The organism is Lysinibacillus sp. FSL H8-0500, from assembly GCF_038051955.1.
Classification (GTDB): domain Bacteria; phylum Bacillota; class Bacilli; order Bacillales_A; family Planococcaceae; genus Lysinibacillus; species Lysinibacillus macroides.
The window spans coordinates 2,468,594-2,487,490 of record NZ_CP150292.1; the positions used below are offsets into that span (position 1 = coordinate 2,468,594).

The following is an 18,897-nucleotide window of genomic DNA, read 5'->3' on the forward strand; positions in this document are numbered from 1 at the left end:
TTGCCTTAGTTTTGTATTCTACTATTAGAGTAGTCGTTTCATAATAAGAAAGGTTACACAAAAAAATAAAAAATTTTTTATTTTTCACTACGCATTCTGCTTATCCATTAAACACCATATTCAGGAAATAGATAGACAAAATTTATAAAAATTAAAATATTGATTGTTCATATAGATGGTTAAGCCAGTGGTGATATCTTTAATATATTGCAGATCGGCAGTACCATTTTGCTGGGGCCATGCCTCTTTTATAACCTCTCGATAATTGGCCAAAGTGATTCTTTGATAAATAGCGGCAGTAGGAAGATCGCAATTAATAAAGCTGGATTGCCATTACCTGAGATAGTCACCGGGCTTACTGTCATTTGATCGATAACCATAAACAGTGCTAAAACAAGCAAACTTGTTAAAAATAAGAGTCATTTGGTCGTCTTTAATAGAAATCCCCTTCGCTTTACTTTTATCCTAATCAAGTAAAGGAAAAAGGACAAGGCACATTCACCCTGTCCTTTTTGTGCGTGTTAGTTACTTACGCATCCCGACGTTAGTAAGATTATCATATCATTCTCTACAACTTCTAAACAATTCCTCAACAAATTCTTTACAAAATAGTGGATTAGTAAAACGATAAATACTATAAACCTTATACAAGAAACTTTGCTTAGTGAAGCCAGAAAAAGCAGATCTATACACTTTTTCAACAGAGTGTAGCATTCACTTTATAGGGTGATTCCATATTTAAGCAAACCGTCGAAGCTTGTGTATGATCTTTTCCAAACTTATGTCAAATAGAATGAATCATCCTATTCTTGCACAAACGGAAGAAATAAAAAAGCTTCGTGAGGAAGTACAGACACTCAAAGAAATCGTTCGTCAGACCACTCTTTATAAAGTGGGCTTTTTATGATGTCGTCTTTTTCTCCATATCATCAGGCACACACATCCCACTAATACAACCGCACCAATGACAATATATGTAAATGGATGAATTACCATAAAATAACTATCTTGGAACTGATAGTGGCTGCTTGCTACTGGCATACAAACGCCTCCTTTATTCTTGTTCGTAATATTGAGAAATATGTTTACAATACACTGCCAATTCCTCTGCTGAGAATAACTTTGCAATGGGAAATGTCTTGGAAGTTTCCTGTGCATACGTCAAATGGACAACTGCATATTGATCAATGGCGCTTATCCAAAAAACAACATCATCATTGTCCTCTCGTTTCGCTATGGCTTGAGCCTTTGTACCGTATAATACATGCTCTTGAGAAAGCTCCTTTACTAATTCCTGTTGAAGTCGCTCTGCCACAGCGTCATTAATAAACAACCATGGCACGTTTTTTAAAAATACTTTCAAATAAATTGCAATCCTTTCCAGATAAAATAAACTTATATCCATCATAACTGATAGCACGGATCATGGGGCTATTTTTTCTTCTATCTACATAAATAAGGCAGGTTGTTTTTATCTATTATTATGGATCAACACCTCTCTTTTGACCTTATTTATATTGGTTTTATTCGGTAATTAAAAAGTACTAAAGTACCAACAAAGAAGATTCTATAAGAAAGCCAATCACTTCACTGACAACACTTACCATTATTGATATAATTTAATAATAATTACCTATAAAGGAGGATATTCTATATGAGGAAAAAGCTAATATTTAGTGTGGCTTTAGTCTTATCTTTGGGTCTGGCAGCTTGTGGTGAAGAAAAGGTAAAAGATGAAGAAACGCCCAAAGAAGAAGCGCAAAAACCTGTATCTACCGACAACGAACGGGAGGGGCCTGCTGAGGAATCAGATGGCGTTGGAGAAACAACAGAATCTGCACTAGGTAAATTAACCGTTCTCTATAAAGATAAAGAGCTTAATAGGACGGTAAATAATGGTCCAGTAAATGCAACATTAAATAAAATCCAGCTGGCCACTCTTGAGCCTAGTGAATCCTATAAAGAGTCATTTGACGGACAAGATAAAGTAACGGTTGTAACGATTAAAGCTTCAGCAGAAAATACAGTTGATAACACGATAAACTACGACTTGAATCAAGCAAAACTTGTCACAGATACTGGTCAGCAAGTTAACGCAGATATTTGGTTTAGTGACGATATTGGTGGAGAGTTTTTAGGTAAAGTCAAGAAAAACGGCAATATTATTTGGATTCTTAAGCATGATGAGGCTGTAAAAAAAGTGACACTACATATCAGTGGAGCATCTAATGATACTTTTGATCATATAGGAGAAGACTTAAAAGTAGAAATACCCCTAGATAAATAACGAGATAAAAGCCCTGTCCAACGTTTGTTACTATTGTAGCGAGAGTACCTCGTCTTCTCTATTAAACTTTTAGATTTTCCATCACAATGCATACTACATTTCGCAACAGTAGCTTTTGTTCTTTTCATAAATAAAATTACCAAAGAGGATGCCCCAAGCATTCTGGGGGACATCCTCTTTAAGTTTCTCTTCAGGGTTATTTCTGAGACAACATATTTACAATTTCTTTTATTTGCAGCTCTAATGATATTGGGTCATTGCCCCAGAATAAATCTGGGTCAAGCTTGAACACTCGGTTATTTTTCACAGCATCCAGTGACTTCCAAAGCCCCTCGCTCTCACCCCATACCTCCGAGATCAAGTCGCCCTGATCAATAAAAATATAATCGCCAGCATATTCAGGAATGACCTCGTATGAAATTTGACGATAGGCCTCTTTCCCTATCATCTCCTTCTCCTGTTTCGCTGGTGGCTTTAATTGAAGATGCTTATAAATGGCTTCACCACCCCTATAGCCTCCATCACCGTAAATATAAAATCCTTTATCTACTACAAAAACGCCCATCAGTGCAAATGTATCATTAGGGTTAATAATATCTGCAAGCTGTGCCCGTGCTTCCTCTGCTGTCTGATCGAACTGCTTAATCCATTGCTCCGCTTCATCCTTTTTGTCCAAAGCATCGCCTAAAAGACGCATCGTTTCATAAATATCACCTGTAGAGCTGTACGGGATTGCGAGCGTTGGTGCGATTTTCTCATACTGCTGAAGGATCTTTTCATCACTCGCCCAAGTAATGATTAAATCTGGTTTCAGCTGCACGATTGTCTCCAATGATCGCTCTCCAGTCGATTCAATTCCATCAATCTGATCCTGTATTACTTTGTTCTCCAAATCCCATTGAGTCGAACCGATTGGCTTAACACCTAGCACAAGTAGCTCTGGTAAATAGCCATCCGTCACAATACGCTGTGGATGACTTGGCATTTCAAGATCACCACGCTTTGTTTTGATTATTTTTGTTGCTGACTCTGATATTTCAGCTTTTGTGGACGAGTCGTTATTTGTGCTATCATGCGCATTGCCACAAGCAGTAAGTATAGCAATTAAAGCAAGAAATAATATCGATTTTAATAGCTTATGTAAGTACAAGATTATACCTCCTTGTTTGATAATGATTATCATTCGCGATGATATATTCATTATAAAGACAGTCTTGTACAAGGACAATGTCTATAAATTGGATGTTTCATAGGGAAAATTGTTGGATTTAACTTTGCTCCATTAACAATTTTACCATTACGTCAAGCTGAAGCTCTAATGAAAGACCATCATCAAACCAAAACTCATTTAGCTTAAGTAAGTGCAATTGACAGCCTTGTTCATGCACTAATCGTTGCCACACAGAGCGCTGCATCAGCTTGGCACGAAAGGATTCCGTATCATCCGTTGGCACAATTAAAAACATGTGACTTGCCGCGTACAATGGGAGGTCCTGCTCTTCAACTTTAAGATGTTTCCCTGTTTGCAGTACCTCCTGCTGAATACGCTGAGGAGCACTGAGTCCTAAAAGCTGATATAGCGTATAGGCAGAGCGAACCGATAAATAAGGCATTAGCCATAAATTATCGTGACCTAATTCAAAGATCCCTGCTGTTGTGCCAGACTCGATAATGGGAGTGATGGCTTTTCTTGCTCCCATCGCTATTTGCTGCAACCTCGCAATCCACTCCTCAGTCTCTTGTATTCGCCCAAAAAGTCTCCCAAGCAGTCGCACCTCCTCAAGCTTGTCCAACTGTCCCCAAGGAATCATCAAAACAGGGGCAATTTGTTCGAGTGCCTTCAATATATCAGGATAATTATATAAATAAGTTGGAGCCACGATTAACTCTGGGTCTAATTGTTGTATCACTTCGATTTGGTCAAAGAACGCTATCTCTACAATATCTGGCACTCGTTTGTGTAACAGCTGGGATGATTGAAGCAGCTCTCGTGTAGTAGCAAGAGGCTGAATTTTTAAAGCCAGTAATGCCCCAAGAAATTGTATACTGACTATACGGTTTGTATGCTTCCTTTTGCGAAAACTACTAGGTGACAGATGTACGTACTTGGTGAACGTTTTTCCCAAATATGAGCCGTCTGCGAATCCTGTTTTCAATGCAATATCCTGTAATTTATCATTTGTTCCGAGTAGCATAAGCTTTGCTTGATCAATTCGTATTTGATTTACATACTCAGCAAAGCTCCACCCTGTTTCTTTCTTAAACAATGAGGAAAAATAGCTTTCGTTAAAACCCGTCATATTGGCCATAAAAGAACGCGTTAGGGGTGCTTCAAAATACTGTTTAATATAGGTAACAGCCTGCTGAATTGCTTGATCGTTTGTCACAAAGCTGATATCGATGCTCTTTCTTTCAAAAATTGTATCGAGTAACTCATGTAGAAGCAAATGAAGCTTAGGAGTAGCATGTGGTCTTTGTGTCTGCTGAAACTGCTCCATTATTTTTTTTAGCAGTCCCTCCGCATACCGTGGAAATTCCAGGATCTGTCCATGCGCAGGCAAATGTGTTGTATCCTTTTCATATAATAGCGTATCTTTTTCACGTTTTGCCAACCGATAGCTGTTAAAGGAAATGCTATAAACAGGAGCCAATTCTTCACCCTCACTTGGGACTATATAAATACCCTGCTCTGGGTATAGAAGCAAGATAAATTGCCCTTTGCCTATTCGACAAGCATGTTTCTCTGCTTGAATGACTATCGGTTGCGTAGGAATAATAATCATCGGAAACATCCCCGTCAGCACCACAGGACTAATCATTCCTTCATCGGCTAGTAGCCTTGTATCCAGTAGCTCATATGTTAGCATTTTACTTGATCCTCCCTGTTAGATAATCGATTATTATTGTAAAACAACTAAACTACAAACTATCATAAGAAAATCCAAAAGACTGTTAAAACCGATCAGTTGTGCTTCTACATGGATTTAGACACTACTACCATATTTAGAATTATTTCACATTAGATCAAACAGCATTTTCAGTATGTGAACAAACCCCCTGGAAAAATGTTCATTACCCCAGTTTTATTCTACCATATTGTTACATTTTTTGGATGATATCAGGAAAGGCAAAGGGTTTGTGACAGCCGCCCGCAGGATAGTCATTATTTAGTAGGGCTCTTTACGTTTCTTATGGCTGTTAACAAAAAAGCTTAGGTTCAAAGTTAATTGTACCCTGTAAGATAGACATTTTGAAAACAGTCCATCTTGTTTATGCTACATAACTTTACTAGTCAAAAGACATGAAAAATTGAACAAGTGATAAAGTTCTAAATAAAAAATATTTATCGACTCATTTCCCAAACAATATCTTGTAATCCTTTTAGATTTCCCTTTCCTAAAGTTGAATAATAGTTTATATGTTTCTGTACAGCGCTTAAAGCATCCTGGAAAGCATCATTGCCAAAGTCTTCTTTAATACTTTCAAGTAAAAATTTATTAGTTTCATTATTGAATGCTCTTTTATATACTTCTCCATTCATCATAGCAAGGAATATAGTAATAAAAGCTTGTGCTGACCCTACATTCATTCCTGTAACTTTGTTTATTTCTAAAGAGCCCTCGATTCTTGTGATCTGCTTAAAATAAACTTTTTTGGCTATTTCATAGGCACCCTTACTCATATCTATCGTTATCTTACTCCCCATTTTTCTCCTCCTCTTGTTAAATTTTCAATATTATACAGTCCATTATACGTAAATCTATTCTTAAATTAAATACACAAAAAGCTTATGTACAAATTTGATTACCTTGGTCTCCCTTTTATTTTGTTTTACGATTAACGTAAGTCATAGCAAAATAGGGCCCTTAAATAAGAGGGCCACAAAAATAATTTGTGTCGTAGTTTTTACTGTAAGCTTGTTTTGATAATAAATGCTAATAACCTGCCCCAATCATCATTGTAGAAATTTTATTTAATCATGGATGGGCGTTTTCGTACTCCCATATACCTTGCTTTGGATAAAATAAAAGCCCTCCACAGCAATCTATGGAAGGCATAAAAAAGAACACTAGCTTTTGCATTTATTTATTTTTTCTAGTAATGCCCGTGAAAAGACGCCCAATGCCTATAAAAAAGAACAATGGGAACGTTATTACCATTATTGCAATTCCTGTCCAACCATCATCTAAAATAAAGCCAATGATAAAACTCACTAGCACTGCTAATAACGGTGCTATCACCAATATAGTTACGATTCCCCAAATAATATTTCTTTTTATAGATTTCCCTTTACCTAGTCGAAAACCTATGTATAATCCTACTATTAAATCAAATAAAACAATGACTAATTGCACCAACAACTCTGATCCCAATCAACAAACCCCCCTTTAGCTACTAAACTTTCGACAAAAACAGAGAATATCCTTTAATAAATTTTTGATCTACGCAAATCTTCAATGTAGCGCCTTTATCTGTCAGACGCAATAAAAGTCTCTGCTTGCGTAGCTGTTACAGATAGACTACTATAGTCCCTTCAGTATTTACAAAATTACTCCTTTAATCATGAAGTATAGCACTATCAAATTGTGCTTTTATTAAATTAATCGCCAGTCCTTTGCTTTGAAATTAAGTTTCTTTTCTTGCTACAGCGTTCACTTTTATTATAAATCTGTAAAATTATTCAGAAACAATTCAGACATGAAAACATTCATGCTAGCAATTTAATATTTAAAGATCAAGAGAAGCAGGTGATCATTTTATAGTATGAAAACCCTGCCATATCGATTATTCCTAAATCCCTCCCTCTAAGACTACAATTATCATAACTTAAATTACTAGTACTTTTTATCAAGTCAAAATACTTCAATAACATTGATTTAACAGTATTTTATATTTTATGAAAGGTTTCTTAAAATGTTACCTAAATTTTAAACATTGGACAGCTTTTTAGTAACCCCCTCAACCTAGAGTGGGCTGACAATTGTCATGAAATTTACGATAAATTCCAAAATTACATGGCAGATTTAATTTCATAAATAAATTGGTTATTTTCTCATTTTTTGTATTTTTATGTTGAAGCCTGTCTTATAATAGGAAGTGTTTCATAGGCTACAAAAAATAGAATGAGAGGTATAAATATGAAAAAGTTCTTAAAAATTTCCTCTGTTACTATACTTGTTATTGGAATCGTGTCGGTAGTAGCCTTGCTATTATTTGGACGTAACAACCATAGTAATTTATCTGGAAGCGTTTCTGAAAAAATCGATCAATATTTAACAAATGAAAAATTCCAGGGAACCGTCCTTATTGCAAAGGAAGGAGAAGTTTTATTTACACAAGGATACGGAATGGCAGCTCCTGGTTTACCTAATAGCCCAAGCACCCTCTATCAGATTGCTTCACTATCTAAAACATTTACTGCTGTAGCAATCATGCAATTAGTAGAAAAGGATCTTCTAAGCTTAGATAATCCAATTTCTCAATACTTTTCGGACTTTCCAAATGGAGAAACAATTACAATCAGTCATCTACTAAGTCATAGCTCGGGCATTCCTGATTATCTAACGGAAAATGCTGAATTTGACTACAGCAAAGAATGGAAGCCCAATGATATTGTAAATACCATTCGTGATTCTGAATTAAAGTTTACTCCAGGCAAAAGCTTTAGTTATAGTAATACGGGGTATGTGATGCTAGGACTTATTATTGAAAAAGTCAGTGGCCAATCCTATGCGAATTATATAGAACAACATATTTTTGAGCCGAGTAACATGGTTAATTCTATGTTTACAGTTCCGCCAGGTGTACCGAAAGCGAAAGGATACGTAGATGGAAAAGTCGGGCCCTTCATACATAATTCTGCAGCGTATGCAGCCGGGGATATCATTTCGACAATTGAAGATTTAGAGCTGTTTGACAGAGCCTTGCGTAATCATGTATTGATAAGCAAAGAGACATCAGAGCTGATGAGTAGAACTCATGCTAAAAAGTTCCCCCATCAATATGGATATGGCTGGTATACTCAAGATGTCATGGGGAAACAAGCTGTCGGGCATTCAGGAGGATATCCAAGTGGTTTTCGTCATTATGTAACACGACTAAATGATGAGGAATTAACAGTGATTGTTCTTAGCAACGAGATGACAATAAATTCAAAAAGAATCAATCGACATCTGACATCCATCGTTCTCCAGCAGCCGATTTGGATATGGCAGGAGAAGTTTTGATTAGAAAATAATTGGTATTAAAAGGTGCTTTTTCTAAAGCTATTGATTGATGAATGAAGTAAAGAGATATTGGGAAATACAATTTTATTAACTACACTCAATACTATGAATGAATACGATGACATTGCTGAGATGATAAAAAACTCAATTTGTGAAAGTCATGAATTTCCTTCACCTCTTGATGGAACGTCTAATTTTTCATCAATTACACCACACATATGCTTTATAGATGATAAGTAAAAATATAAATTTTAGAGTTATTTGAGACACCATAAATACTTATATTTAACAGGTAAAGATAAAGAAAAAGCAACCGATTCTCCTGAACCGCTGCCTCTAACACGACAACCATCATCTCGTTGAAATATTTGTGCTATCACAATAAATCATGACTGGTCAACAGCTTGATATAACAGTATTTTATTGTCTGCAATCTTTTATTAATCCTCAAGAATTATCATAAATAATCTTTAAATATCATGGTTTGGTCGGATTTTAGTCGCTTGCTTTTTTAACGATTAAGACTACCCATCACGGAATGGTCTAATTTTAAAATAATTTAAGTGTAAAGTTGAAATAAACAAGGGATATTTTATTGAATAAGTTAAATAATATCTTTAGGAGGTGTCGAAATGAAAAGAGATAAAAAAATTACAGAATTTGCAACAGATGAGCCAACAAAACAATCATTTTCTAATGGAGCAGACCTAGAAAAACCTAATGGGCATAAAGGAGCTACTGAACCCCCTCGCCCACAACATGAAGAAGACCTTATTATTAATGAGAAAAAAAGTAAGTCAACTTCACTATAATATAAGACTAAGTAGGTTTTATTTATTTTGACCACCCATATTGGAGTGGTCTTTTATGGTGTATTTAATTAAAGCATTCCGTTAGTTGAAGAAGAAAAAAGAGCTGTATATGCAACTCAATAATCTTCAAGAAAATCACCCATATAGTTTAAGTAGAGATTTCTTCACAAACTTGTCTTTCTTAAACCTAATTAATTATTACTATTTATATGCTTATTTATTTTTTCTTCTGTCAATGATAAACCATTTTAAGATTCCAATTATTAGTATTAAAAGTGGTATTCCCTGGATGAGGAGAAATCCTGTCCAAAAATCATTTGTAGTGCTGGTCGGTGAGGCTGTTGCCATTATACCTATAAATAAAGCCAATGGAGTTGCGATTACATTGAATCCCAAACTAATCATAACAAATGATAATTTTTTACTTTTAATCTTCGGTAATCCAGCCGACCAAAATAAAATTATTGCAACTAACAAAATTAAAACACCCCAAACACCAAAAACAGCCAAAACAGCCAAAACCTCTACCTCCTAACTAAACGGTAGCCCATCCCACCTTCCTGCAAAGATGTAGATGCACCTACCGTCTACTATTTTACCACAAAAAACCATATTGTTATTCAACTGAACGCTCCTTTAGTTTAATAATACCTCATCTCAATATCACTAGGATAACTATTTCCATTTACCACTCCAGCCAATTATAGAAAGGGACTGGACGTTCTCTAAGAGCTTTGCCCTCCACAGATGATGAATTTAACTAATCTTTATACTAGAACGCTTTATAGCCTTACTATATGCCCCCTGAAAATACAGCGCTCAGTGTACTTTATACGGTTAACACACCATCCTTAATATCCATAGAGAATATATAATTTTTTCCTTCAAAACATTTCAATAAGTGTTTGATAATAAGGACTTCAAAATTGACTTTCTACTATAATAATCAATAAAACAGGCCACCTTTTAATGGCAGACTGTTTTTGTATAAATTTTATTTTTTATAAGCTTATCTTTCACAAGCCCAACCATCTCCATCAGGAAGGATATGCTTTTCTTAACACAGTACAGCCAATCAAGTTCTTCAAATTATACCTTGTCAATAAAAATTTTAGTGCATACAACTTCCACCTTTAATGGCGGCATAAAAATATTGCACTTTAATAAGGTTTTTCCGCCCTCAATGTCCAGCTCACTGATTTCAATATCCTGAATAAAATAAGGAATCTGAGGTTTAGTTAATTCTTTTAGAGGTTTTAATCTATCCTCAACACTGGTTATAAATGAAAATTTTGAACAACCAGTGAATAGTAAATTTACATTATAATCGGTGTCCTCAAACATAATGGTAAGCTCATCACCAAAAAAACTAGTGTCCATTTGCAATACTCTTGCATCCCAATAATGCATAGCCTCTATTTCACTTTGAATATGCTTTGCTTTCAACTTAATCATCTCACTTTTTATAAGGTATATGTGCATCTGGACTTTTTCTATCCACAATATTCAAATAAATATAGGTACAAAACCATGAGAGGTATGGGGCATTGAAAAATAGCAAAAGACCACCCATCACGGAGTGGTCTTAATTGTTTTTTTCTTTATACTTTTTTCACTTGTTATCTTAGTTAAAATTGTAAATTCTAAGTATTTGAATACACTTTTTATTTTATAATTTCATAATAATATCCACTACCATCATCTGTTCTTCCTGATATTGGATCATCAGTTGTTTCACTCTCAATTTCTACAGCCCAATAGCGGACAGTTTTACCTTTTGTGAAGAAATCGTTTGTTATTTTTTTGAATACCCCCTTTTCCACTTCCTCGTAGTACCATCCGTCTGTTGTTCGAGGTGTCGCGATACCAAATTGTTTCGCTTTTACCAAATTAACAACTTGCGAACTTGCTTGTCCCATTATAGAACCATTATACATACTAGATAAAGTGGTATTTTGACTTGGTGTTGTTGTATATTCGGTATATACATGATATAAATTTCTATTAAGTATATTACCATCTAGGTTCGGTTTTGGGTTTATATAAAAAAACATATCCTTGTAAATACCTTTTGCTTGTGAACCTCTTGTGTCCACGAAAATGACACGTTCTATAGTGTTAACAGCACGTTTGTTTAGCAAAGTATAAGGTTTCCCTAGTACATCCTCAAAACCACCTACTGCTTCTCCCTCAACTGGTAGCTTAAATGCCACCCCATAGACCATATTTATATATTCTTCTACACTCATATTTAACTTTTTTGCAGATTTTTCTGTACTACTGTACCAAGAAGTAGTATCTTTATACCTCCTTTTTTCAAAATTTGTGAGTGTCAATATATTCGTCCCAGTATTAGCAACCTCGCGAAGTTCCTGTAAACCTATGAAATCAGATGGCACTTTCTTCAATGTATCCATGAAACGAATAAGGATTGTTGCTACCTCGGCACGAGTTGTATTACCATTCGGCTTAAAGGTGAAGTCCTCATAACCTGAAAGCAATCCCGTACCTAGTGCTACCCCAATATAAGGTAAGTCTTTTTTGTTTACTCCACCCTTATAAAATTCGGGAATCGGGATTAACGTAAGGTCTGAATGTCCTAAAGTTGAAACTATTTTAGAATAATCAGGGTGATTGTTAATTAATGCTTTAGTTAACCACGTAGCAATCTCAACACGAGTCATTGGTTTATTAGGCTCAAATTTAAAAGAATCTAATTCTATAATTCCTGCACTGATACCATTATTAATTGCATCATACGCCCAATGGCTAGAAGGCAAGTCTGGGAAAGAATTTTTCTTGTCAGCTTCTATTCCTAAGATACGGGATAAAAAAGAAGCGAATTCAGCACGAGTAACGTGAGCAGATGGCTTGTATGTACCGTCATCATATCCTTTTACTAGTCCTTTTTCAGCGACCAGTTTAATTGATTCATAAGCCCAATGGGATTTAGGTACATCATTAAAGGTTGTTTGAGTAACTGGTGCTGCTTGAACATTTTCAGTAGCAATTGGAATAACCATAGCAGCTGTCATAACACTCGCTGCTATTGCTTTAGTCATTAAATTATTTTTCGCTGATTTCCTATGTAACATTTCATACTCTCCTTTTTATGCAAAATCTATGTACATACCAAAGTTACCATATTAAACCTAAGCAAGGAATACATGATCTTCACTCCTTTACAGAAGTTTCTACAAATTATATATAATTACCTTCTTACTTCCGTTTTAAGATGAAGCAGATAACTAATAATGTTGTCTGTTTTTTATTATGGTAAATAAGTATAATTATAGTTAAATTTGTTACTATGAGTTACTTAAAAGAATAACCTAAGACAATTTTAAAGGAGGATACATAAGTGGTTAATTTGTTTAAAAAAAGTTTTATTTATTTAGCATTAACGTTATTAGTACTAGTTAGTATTAGCGTTGAAAGTGCATCTGCAGCAGAAACTGTGGATTATGAAGAAGGGATAACTAATTTAAATAATACTCCTGAAAATAGTGCTGTAGTAGGTGATAGACTCACACACCCTGAAATTGGTTGGAAAAGATATGACAATTCTCATCAAGCTATTATAAAAACCGGTTACTTAACTCAGAGTGATACTGGCTCGTACAAAGGTCAATATTCTTATACACCTGCAAATGATAAACCTGTTCTATTTGATTTCACTGGGGATAAAGTTCGAATTATTGTCCGCAAATGGAACACAAATAATTATTACGCTGAAAAAGTTGAATTAGTTATAGATGGAGAAGTAAAGCAAGTATTTTCTATTCACGGACTTACTCAAAATCAGACTTTAATAGCTGAAGTAACTGGATTAGAAAATAAGAGACACAAAGCAATAATCCGTGTAGCAGAAGGTTTTAAAAAGGGTATAAATATCGATGCAATAGACATTGATGCAAACAGTGAATTACTTTCTCCACTTCAGGAACCTAATGTAGAAGCAATCATATTAGACAAAAATAATTTAGAACTTTTAGAAGGTAGTCAAAATAAATTAACAGCTACAGTTACTCCAGATACTGCAAAAGTAACATGGTCATCAAGTGATGAATCAATTGCTACTGTAGATCAGAATGGTAATATAACTGCTATTAGCGAAGGTTCAGCAATCATTACAGCAACAATAGAAAACACAGATATTTCAGCAACAAGTACAGTTATTGTTAAGAAACCAGATCATGCATTTTCAAGTGCTATTCTAAGTATCACTCTAGTAAACGGTATAACAAAAGAATATGATGTAACAAATGCCGTTTTAAACAACTACTTAAATTGGTTTGATAGTGCTCAAGGTACTTCTACATTCAAATTTTCAAAAACCATTTCACCTTATAAAAAGGTAACTGAATATATTGCCCATGATAAGATTGCTTCATTTGAAGTAAGAGAATATTAGACACAAAAATGCCCAGGCTCACATGAGTACCTGGGCTTTTTTTGAAGTTTAGGTTTAGGTAAAATATGAAATCTTACATTAATAAAAAACACAACAACCTAAACAAATGCTGAACAAAAACCACTCTACTAATGAGGTGACCCCTAAAAGTTAGAGTTTTACGATGTTTGCAGCTTGTGGTCCACGTTGGCCATCTTCTACTGAGAATTCAACTTTTTGACCTTCTTCAAGTGATTTGAATCCATCACCTTGGATAGCTGAGAAGTGTGCGAATACATCTTTCCCGCCTTCCATTTCGATGAAACCAAAACCTTTGTCTGCGTTAAACCATTTCACTGTACCTTGTGCCATTTATAATGACCTCCATTAATTGTATTAAATAAAATCATACTACTTCAAAAGAAAAAAATTCACATATTACAAAAAGTATCTAACAATACACGATTACTCTTTGTAATATGTGAATTCATTGTTCCCTTGCAAACGATTTTATTACATTAATTATATGTTAAAAAATCATATTTGTCTAGTGTAAAAGCGAACTCATTAACTATAAACTAAGCTAAATGACTGCCAACAAGAACATTCATTTGTATTTTGACAAGTATTAATCTGTGAAAATAAAAAAAGCCCATTACCTATTTGCGATATGCTCCCTATTAGGTAGACAGATTAAAAAATAAAATCTGTTTATCTAAAGGGAGTATTTTTTATGGGGCGAAGCAAACATCCACTTGAGTTAAAACTACACATCCTTTAGCAGCACACACTTATGGTGTTTCATATCAGCAGGTGTATCAATGGACGAAGAAATTTGAAGCAAATGGTGAAGAGGGATTACGTGATCGCTGTGGTCGCACAAAAGATGAGGTTGAATTAACAGTTGAAGAAAAGTTGAAATTAGAGATTCAACGTATTGAGCGTGAAAATGAGCCTTACGGGCAGAAAATCTATTTTTAAAAAAGGTAGAGGAAATCGAAAGGAGGCGTCACTAAGCCAAATTCGCTTACAACAACGCTATTTAGCGATTCAAGAATTACATCAAGAGGAAAAAATTGCAATTCTTTCATTAGGTGAAATCTGATGTTTCACGCGCTGCTTACTATAAGTGGCTAAGTCGTAAGCCTTCTAACAGAGAAGTTGAAAATGAAGCAATTTTAAGGGATATTCATCTTCTTTACCAACAAGTAGATGACATTTACGGTTATCGACGTATAGCGTTGACAATCAAGCGCCAGCGAAAAGAGAAGAATCAAGCGGTAGTTAATGAGAAGCGTATTTATCGTTTGATGCAGGTGAGTGGGTTGAAATCCGTTATTCGGCGAAAACGAAAACCTTATCATAAATCACCCGCACGTCACGTGGCAGAGCATGTGTTAAATCGGGCATTTGCATCGGAAAAGCCAAATGAAAAATAGTGTACAGATGTAACAGAGTTTAAGTATGGGAGCGGGAAAAAGGCATATTTAAGCGCAATTGTCGATTTATATGATGGTTTAATTGTAAGTTATGTAGTAAATCATTCGAATAATAATTCCCACGTTTTCAAAACAATAAAAGCAGCAATTGAATTATTACAACAAGGTGAGCAGCCATTCATACATAGTGATCAAGGTTTTCAATATACATCAAAAGAGTTTAAGCGAATCGTTGATAAAGCAGAATTGACACAAAGTATGTCGCGTGTTGGTCGATGTATTGATAACGGACCGATTGAAGCATTTTGGGGTATATTGAAATGTGAGAAGTATTATTTACATAAGTACGATTCATATGAAGAGTTAAAACTATCGATTGATGGCTATATATTCATTTTTATAATCACTATCGCTACCAGAAACGATTAAACGGCTTGAGTCCTTTAGAATTCAGGGCTCAAACCGCTTAATTCAATTTTTATTATTTCCACTGTCTACTTGACGGGTGCAGTTCATTTTTAATAAACTGCTTTAGTTGGTCACTCGTCCATTTTCAACACTTTACATAGCTCTTACAAACGTTGATATATCAACTACTCCTGAATCGCTGCCTCTAATGCGACAACCATCATATCATTGAATGTTGTTTGGCGTTCTTCAGCTGTTGTTACTTCGCCTGTGATAATATGATCACTTACTGTTAGAACAGAAAGTGCTTGACGGCCGAATTTTGCAGCTAATGTGTAAAGTGCTGCGGATTCCATTTCTACTGCTAGCACGCCATATTGCGCTAATTTTTCGTTTTGATGCTCGTCTGAGTAGAATAGATCTGCCGTAAAGATATTGCCTACTTGTAAGTTAAGACCTGCTGCTTTACCAGCGTTGTAAGCTTTTAATAATAAGTCAAAGTTTGCGATTGGTGCAAAGTCGATCGCTCCGCCCCAAATGATTTGGTTCATACGTGTATCCGATGTTGCACCTTGCGCTAAAATCACATCACGCACTTTTACATCCTTTTGAATTGCACCACAAGTACCAACACGGATTAATTTTTGGACATCATATTCTTGCATTAATTCTGTTACGTAGATCGAAATCGATGGTACACCCATACCTGTTCCTTGTACAGAAATACGTTTTCCTTTATACGTACCTGTGTAACCAAACATATTACGTACTTCATTGTAGCAAGTTACATCCTCTAAAAATGTTTCTGCGATATATTTTGCACGTAATGGATCTCCTGGCAGTAAAATTGTGTCAGCAATTTCACCTTTTTTTGCATTAATATGAATACTCATACTGCAATCCCTCTTTTCTGTCAGATATCATATCCATCATACTGTTTTTTTGTTATTTTCGCAATGCTAGACGTCTAGCAACTAAAAAATTATGCTTGCTCTTCATAAAGCGCCCATAAAGTATCGAAAGCCTCTGTTGTTAGATTGGCTGTTGCATAAGACTCGATATAGGTAGATAGCTCATTAAAGTCTGTGCTTTGCTTTGGAAAATTATGCTCCTGAAACATTTCTTCTGCAAAGCGCACTTTAGGATCTGACCAATCACCACCCCGAAAGGCTAGTACATAGAGATAAAAACTTTTTTTCATTACACGATTTCCCCTTTTACTGCGATTGCTTTTTCGCTAGTGTACCAAAAAAACTAACATTCGTCATAGCCTCTAGTGCTATGAATTTTTACCTATCGATGTATTTAGCACTATTTCCTTGGACAATATAGACTTTTGTCACGACATTATTTATCAGAAAATTTTTATTTTTGTAAATTCCAATAGAAATATCTACTAAAATAAGATAAAATTGAAATCGATGGTTAAAAAAATAGGAAGGTGATGGCGATGAAAAAGACTAGAAAAGACTCTAACACAGCGAAACAGCGCCCGTCTCTCTCTGCTTTTCGTTTTTTTAATAAGAAGGAAGCAATAAAAGAGGAAAGCGGGACTAATTCCCCTCCTATTAAAGAAAAGCAGCAACGTTTTTATCATTTAATTCGGGGCAAGGTGCTCCTCATGTTTGCACTGCTTATTGTCATTAACGGCATTATGGGGGTGTTATCGTATGTCAATATCCAAAATCTACAGCAGCAAATGGAGGATTTCACCAAGAGAAATGTGCAGGAGCAGTTAACTGTTAATAAGCTGGCATATGAGATTGCACGACTAACCAATTTAGAGCAAACCTATTTAATTACAGGAGACGGCAATTATTTTACCTCCTATCATATGAAAACGGACACCATTCAGAAAGAACTCACATCATTAAAAAAGCAATTTGAGGATCGACAAACAGAGCTTAGTCATATGCAGGCCATTGAACAATATTTTAAAAATTATCTTGATTATTCAAAAAAAGTAATGACTATGCGTGATGAATTAGGGCTTGAGCAGGCGCGTAAATTAATAATGGGTGCTGCTGGGGAAACCATGAAAGCGCATATTGATAGTAATATTGTAGCGATTAATAATGTGATGGATGTGTCCAATAAAACAAAATTGGACAAGCTCAATCAACAGGTTAATCTGTCTATTGTCACATTCTTTCTCGTATCCGTTATTGGCTTTTTAGCGATTGTGATTTTTGGTTATATGCTCTTTAAATCACTAAAGCGTAATACACGGGTCATTAATGATTCGATTCTCGATATAGCACAGGCTGGAGGCGATTTAACAAGGCGTGTAAAAGTACAAAATCGTGATGAATTTTCGATTATTGCCGCTTCCACCAATACATTAATTGAGTCGATTTCTAACTTAATCAGACGTGTTAGTGAGCTGGCTGATCATGTATCCAGCAGTAGCCAAGAGCTAATGTCCTTAGCTGATGAAAATGCACGTACTATTCAAGATATTGCAGATGCCACAGCTGATATTGCCAGCGATAGTGATCAGACGATTGCCAGCATGAATAGTGCACAGCAAAAAATGAGCGACCTTGAGCACTCCATGCATCAATTAAATGAACAGGCTAGCGCTGTGCAACATGCCTCACTCGCGATGCAACAAGCCGCAGATGAAGGCAGTCATTCTGTTGAGCAATCATCACTTGTTATGCAATCGATTGAAGAAACAATGGCATCCACAACCTCCACTGTTGAGGCACTAGGTCGTAAATCAGCCGATATTACCTCCATTATTGGCACGATTACAGCGATTGCTGAGCAAACCAATCTACTTGCCTTAAATGCAGCCATTGAAGCAGCACGCGCTGGTGAGCATGGACGAGGCTTTGCCGTTGTAGCGGATGAGGTGCGGAAGCTGGCTGAGCAATCACAAAGTGCTGCAAAGGAAGTTACAGGGATTGTGACATCCATTCAAGAGGAAGTGACCTCTATTATTACGCAAAATCATGAGGGCGTTACATCGGTTATCCGCGGTGTCGAGGTAACCAATGAAACCAACCAATCATTGGAAAATATTTTAGCACATACACAGGAAACAACAGCGATTATTGCCGCAATGGTTGAGCAAATTGGCACAACCATTGATTATAGTAATGCTGTAGCCAATGATTTCGTCCATGTCAATGCATATGCGGAGCAATCAGCAGCTAACACGGTGACCTCTGCGGCAGCGGCAACACAAGGCTCTGCATCCATGCAGGAAATCAATGCAGCCGCTACAGAGCTTGCTCAACAAGCAGATAGTCTACGCAACCTCGTAAGTGAGTTTAAAGTATAGCTACTCAATAATATTGCCAAGAACATAAAAAATCCTAGCAAG

The 18,897-nt window shown here is 35.7% G+C and carries 18 protein-coding genes and 1 pseudogene; 7 read left to right on the forward strand and 12 right to left on the reverse strand.

All coding sequences use genetic code 11. From position 1 onward, the window contains the following. Positions 1-885: 885 nt before the first annotated feature. Together MHB44_RS11750 and MHB44_RS11755 are read right to left on the reverse strand one after the other, a co-directional pair. Positions 886-1,041: a hypothetical protein gene (locus MHB44_RS11750; protein WP_341299294.1), complete on the reverse strand. Its 156-nt coding sequence runs from the start codon at positions 1,039-1,041 to the stop codon at positions 886-888. A 13-nt stretch (positions 1,042-1,054) separates the two neighbouring features. After that, a complete protein-coding gene (locus MHB44_RS11755; RefSeq protein WP_341299295.1) occupies positions 1,055-1,363 on the reverse strand; it encodes a hypothetical protein in 309 nt (102 codons plus the stop codon). 291 nt (positions 1,364-1,654) lie between these two features. Here MHB44_RS11755 and MHB44_RS11760 point away from each other — a divergent pair, with 291 nt between their 5' ends. After that, positions 1,655-2,287: a hypothetical protein gene (locus MHB44_RS11760; RefSeq protein WP_341299296.1), complete on the forward strand. Its 633-nt coding sequence runs from the start codon at positions 1,655-1,657 to the stop codon at positions 2,285-2,287. A 196-nt stretch (positions 2,288-2,483) separates the two neighbouring features. On the opposite strand, the gene MHB44_RS11765 is transcribed toward MHB44_RS11760, so the two are convergent. From MHB44_RS11765 to MHB44_RS11780, 4 genes are all read right to left on the reverse strand, one after another. After that, a complete protein-coding gene (locus tag MHB44_RS11765) occupies positions 2,484-3,437 on the reverse strand; it encodes an ABC transporter substrate-binding protein (protein ID WP_341299297.1) in 954 nt (317 codons plus the stop codon). Between the two features lie 118 nt (positions 3,438-3,555). Further along, positions 3,556-5,154 (reverse strand): AraC family transcriptional regulator, encoded by a 1,599-nt coding sequence (locus MHB44_RS11770; protein ID WP_341299298.1) that lies wholly within the window; start codon positions 5,152-5,154, stop codon positions 3,556-3,558. Positions 5,155-5,630: 476 nt separating this feature from the next. Further along, on the reverse strand, positions 5,631-5,993 hold the full coding sequence (locus tag MHB44_RS11775; protein ID WP_053994782.1) for a hypothetical protein: 363 nt from the start codon (positions 5,991-5,993) through the stop codon (positions 5,631-5,633). A gap of 376 nt (positions 5,994-6,369) precedes the next feature. Next, positions 6,370-6,660, reverse strand: a complete 291-nt coding sequence (locus tag MHB44_RS11780) for a hypothetical protein (protein WP_341299299.1) — start codon at positions 6,658-6,660, stop codon at positions 6,370-6,372. Positions 6,661-7,425: 765 nt separating this feature from the next. On the opposite strand from MHB44_RS11780, the gene MHB44_RS11785 reads away from it, so the two are divergent. Together MHB44_RS11785 and MHB44_RS11790 are read left to right on the forward strand one after the other, a co-directional pair. Continuing rightward, positions 7,426-8,514 (forward strand): serine hydrolase domain-containing protein, encoded by a 1,089-nt coding sequence (locus MHB44_RS11785; RefSeq protein ID WP_341299300.1) that lies wholly within the window; start codon positions 7,426-7,428, stop codon positions 8,512-8,514. Positions 8,515-9,146: 632 nt separating this feature from the next. Beyond that, complete coding sequence (locus tag MHB44_RS11790; protein WP_053994779.1) at positions 9,147-9,326, forward strand: hypothetical protein; 180 nt, start codon at positions 9,147-9,149, stop codon at positions 9,324-9,326. 213 nt (positions 9,327-9,539) lie between these two features. Here MHB44_RS11790 and MHB44_RS11795 read toward each other — a convergent pair whose 3' ends face one another. The 3 genes from MHB44_RS11795 to MHB44_RS11805 form a co-directional block, all read right to left on the reverse strand. Further along, positions 9,540-9,845, reverse strand: coding sequence for a hypothetical protein (locus tag MHB44_RS11795; protein WP_053994778.1), 306 nt, complete (start codon positions 9,843-9,845; stop codon positions 9,540-9,542). A gap of 570 nt (positions 9,846-10,415) precedes the next feature. After that, entirely contained in the window at positions 10,416-10,772 is a 357-nt protein-coding gene (locus MHB44_RS11800) for a hypothetical protein (RefSeq protein ID WP_341299301.1), read from the reverse strand. Positions 10,773-10,990: 218 nt separating this feature from the next. After that, on the reverse strand, positions 10,991-12,421 hold the full coding sequence (locus tag MHB44_RS11805; RefSeq protein ID WP_341299302.1) for an S-layer homology domain-containing protein: 1,431 nt from the start codon (positions 12,419-12,421) through the stop codon (positions 10,991-10,993). Positions 12,422-12,687: 266 nt separating this feature from the next. Here MHB44_RS11805 and MHB44_RS11810 point away from each other — a divergent pair, with 266 nt between their 5' ends. Then, entirely contained in the window at positions 12,688-13,740 is a 1,053-nt protein-coding gene (locus MHB44_RS11810) for an Ig-like domain-containing protein (protein WP_341299303.1), read from the forward strand. Between the two features lie 150 nt (positions 13,741-13,890). Here MHB44_RS11810 and MHB44_RS11815 read toward each other — a convergent pair whose 3' ends face one another. Next, complete coding sequence (locus tag MHB44_RS11815; RefSeq protein WP_049664906.1) at positions 13,891-14,091, reverse strand: cold-shock protein; 201 nt, start codon at positions 14,089-14,091, stop codon at positions 13,891-13,893. Positions 14,092-14,511: 420 nt separating this feature from the next. Here MHB44_RS11815 and MHB44_RS11820 point away from each other — a divergent pair. After that, positions 14,512-14,700: pseudogene (locus MHB44_RS11820) on the forward strand (helix-turn-helix domain-containing protein); the annotation flags it as partial. 113 nt (positions 14,701-14,813) lie between these two features. After that, positions 14,814-15,158 (forward strand): IS3 family transposase, encoded by a 345-nt coding sequence (locus tag MHB44_RS11825; protein ID WP_341299304.1) that lies wholly within the window; start codon positions 14,814-14,816, stop codon positions 15,156-15,158. A gap of 593 nt (positions 15,159-15,751) precedes the next feature. On the opposite strand, the gene deoD is transcribed toward MHB44_RS11825, so the two are convergent. Then, positions 15,752-16,459, reverse strand: a complete 708-nt coding sequence (deoD, locus tag MHB44_RS11830; protein ID WP_053994776.1) for a purine-nucleoside phosphorylase — start codon at positions 16,457-16,459, stop codon at positions 15,752-15,754. Between the two features lie 89 nt (positions 16,460-16,548). Continuing rightward, on the reverse strand, positions 16,549-16,767 hold the full coding sequence (locus tag MHB44_RS11835) for a YozE family protein (RefSeq protein WP_053994775.1): 219 nt from the start codon (positions 16,765-16,767) through the stop codon (positions 16,549-16,551). A gap of 249 nt (positions 16,768-17,016) precedes the next feature. On the opposite strand from MHB44_RS11835, the gene MHB44_RS11840 reads away from it, so the two are divergent. Beyond that, positions 17,017-18,855: a methyl-accepting chemotaxis protein gene (locus MHB44_RS11840; RefSeq protein ID WP_341299305.1), complete on the forward strand. Its 1,839-nt coding sequence runs from the start codon at positions 17,017-17,019 to the stop codon at positions 18,853-18,855. The last annotated feature ends 42 nt before the right edge of the window (positions 18,856-18,897 follow it).